This is a genomic window from Chamaesiphon sp. VAR_69_metabat_338 (assembly GCF_031423935.1).
In the GTDB taxonomy this organism is placed as follows: Bacteria; Cyanobacteriota; Cyanobacteriia; order Cyanobacteriales; family Chamaesiphonaceae; genus Chamaesiphon.
The window spans coordinates 1-1,993 of the sequence record NZ_JANPGM010000039.1; the positions used below are offsets into that span (position 1 = coordinate 1).

The 1,993-nt window shown below is 45.7% G+C and carries 4 protein-coding genes; all 4 read left to right on the forward strand.

Translation table 11 applies throughout. The features are described 5' to 3' along the window. A partial coding sequence (locus RMO84_RS01315; protein WP_310486640.1) for a hypothetical protein occupies positions 1–260 on the forward strand: 260 nt, incomplete at its 5' end. A 210-nt stretch (positions 261–470) separates the two neighbouring features. After that, entirely contained in the window at positions 471–779 is a 309-nt protein-coding gene (locus RMO84_RS01320; protein WP_310486641.1) for a hypothetical protein, read from the forward strand. A gap of 6 nt (positions 780–785) precedes the next feature. Then, positions 786–1,235 (forward strand): PIN domain-containing protein, encoded by a 450-nt coding sequence (locus RMO84_RS01325; protein ID WP_310486642.1) that lies wholly within the window; start codon positions 786–788, stop codon positions 1,233–1,235. Between the two features lie 101 nt (positions 1,236–1,336). Continuing rightward, positions 1,337–1,993: pyruvate kinase (locus RMO84_RS01330; protein WP_310486644.1), on the forward strand; the 657-nt coding region annotated here is incomplete at its 3' end.

Consider the following 1,993-nt stretch of genomic DNA (forward strand, 5'->3'; position numbering starts at 1 on the left):
GTAATCTTTTTATGGCTGATAATGATAGTTGGAAGTTTGGGATAGAAGACATTAATTCAGGAATATCTTACAAGGGAGATATCCGGACTGAAGCTCAAGCATATGCTGGCACAGCAACAATAGGCAGACTCTATTCAGCCACAATTATTGAATTTCCTAAGATAAATCCTCTAACCAGTGAGACAAAAAACAGTTATACTCTCATTGCATTAAGTCTTTATGAATCTCCTGTAGAACAAATGACTTTAGAAGGCATATAAAGGCAAATTAATGATGCGGTAATTGCCACTTGAGAAGTCATTTGTGGCGAAGCTAGATGTCACATTCCACATAACGATTCGTTGTCGGTTTTAAATTCATCAACCTCAAGCCCGTTCTAATTCCTCGTTGGCGTAGCCTAGCGTAGGTAATCGACTCTCAGCGTCGGGTTAAAATAGAACTAACCCACCTCAGCACCCATAAGCCTATTTATGTCACTTGAATCGCCAACCACAGCACGCGAAAACTTACTTAGCGTTATCCAAACCACCCCAGAAGCAGATCTCCCCGAACTCCTCGCAATCGTGCAAGGTTTTCAGCAAAGAAAGATCGATCGCAATCCAGCCCAAATCCAATGGCAAAAAGCCGTCGATGCTATTAACACCCAAGATCCGGCAACGATCGATCGAAGAAAAGCCAATATCTCTAAATTAATCGCAACTTTGAATGAAGATGACGATATCGAAGAACAGCAGCAAGCACTATCAGCTATCCGATCGAGCGAGCGTGTATCGATCTAGAACCAGATGACCAAAATTATTCTGCTAGATTCAACACCCGTCGGTTTGATTACCAATCCCAAATCCACACCTTTATCAACTGAATGTCAGCAGTGGTTTTCCAGCCTGTTCGATCGTGGATATAGCGTCGTTCTGCCCGAAATCATCGATTATGAAGTGAGAAGAGAATTGCTCAGAGTCAATCGAGCAAATAGTATTCGTAGACTCGACTTGCTCAAATCAGAAATCATTTACTTGCCCATTACCACCGAAGTCATGCTCAAAGCCGCCCAACTGTGGGCACAAGTGAGGCAACAGGGCAAACCAACCGCAGATAATAAAGCCCTCGACGGAGATGTGATTCTAGCCGCTCAAGCCATCCTAATTGGAAGCGATGAACATCAATCGATTGTAGCTACCAGCAACCCCAAACATCTATCTCTATTTGTCGATGCGAGAGACTGGCAGGATATCTAAATTCTGTCACGAGTTGCCCGCCCAGTAATCGAGCCTCCCTCACAGATTCCTCATCTGTTGACAGTAGTGTAGAGGGTAGCCAATAACCTGCTGCTTTTTAGATGGTTAGTCAAATTTCCAAACCCAGTTCCGAATCGCTTCATCTATCGAGTCCCCAGGGTTTACTATCGACGCTACAAGCACTACGCCAAACTGTCGAAAGCGAAGGAAAAGCCATCTTTGACGAGTGGAATCCGCACATTCAGCGGATAGCATTTATCGATAGTGCCTTGAATTTAGCTGAGTATTTAGCTTTACGTCGGCACGATCTCCGCCCTCTCCAAGCGGCACTAATGCCTTGGGGACTCTCCTCATTAGGTCGGATTGAAGGACGGGTAATGCCCAATCTCGATGCGGTGATTGCCACTTTAGAAGTCATCTGTGGCTCTAAATCAGATCGACATTTCCAGCGTCCACCGATCGAATTCTTCTTTGAGGGCAATCGATTACTACAGCAGCACACGGAAGAATTATTCGGTGAGTCCTCACCCCACCGTCGCGTCCGAATTATGGTCACGCTGGATACTGAGGCCGCCACCAACTATGAGCTAGTGCGAAGTTTCATTCAACGCGGCGCAAACTGTATGCGGATTAATTGCGCCCACGATACTCCAGAAATCTGGCAAGGCGCGATCGACAATATCCGCCGTGCCGAAAGAGAAACAGGAACGTCATGTAAAGTCATGATGGACTTAGGCGGCCCCAAAATTCGCACTGGA

What these genes read in the sequence shown, in the direction of transcription:
- RMO84_RS01320 (WP_310486641.1), top strand. Translation starts at nt 471, where the DNA reads ATGTCACTTGAATCGCCAACCACAGCACGCGAAAACTTACTTAGCGTT.
- RMO84_RS01325 (WP_310486642.1), top strand. Translation starts at nt 786, where the DNA reads ATGACCAAAATTATTCTGCTAGATTCAACACCCGTCGGTTTGATTACC.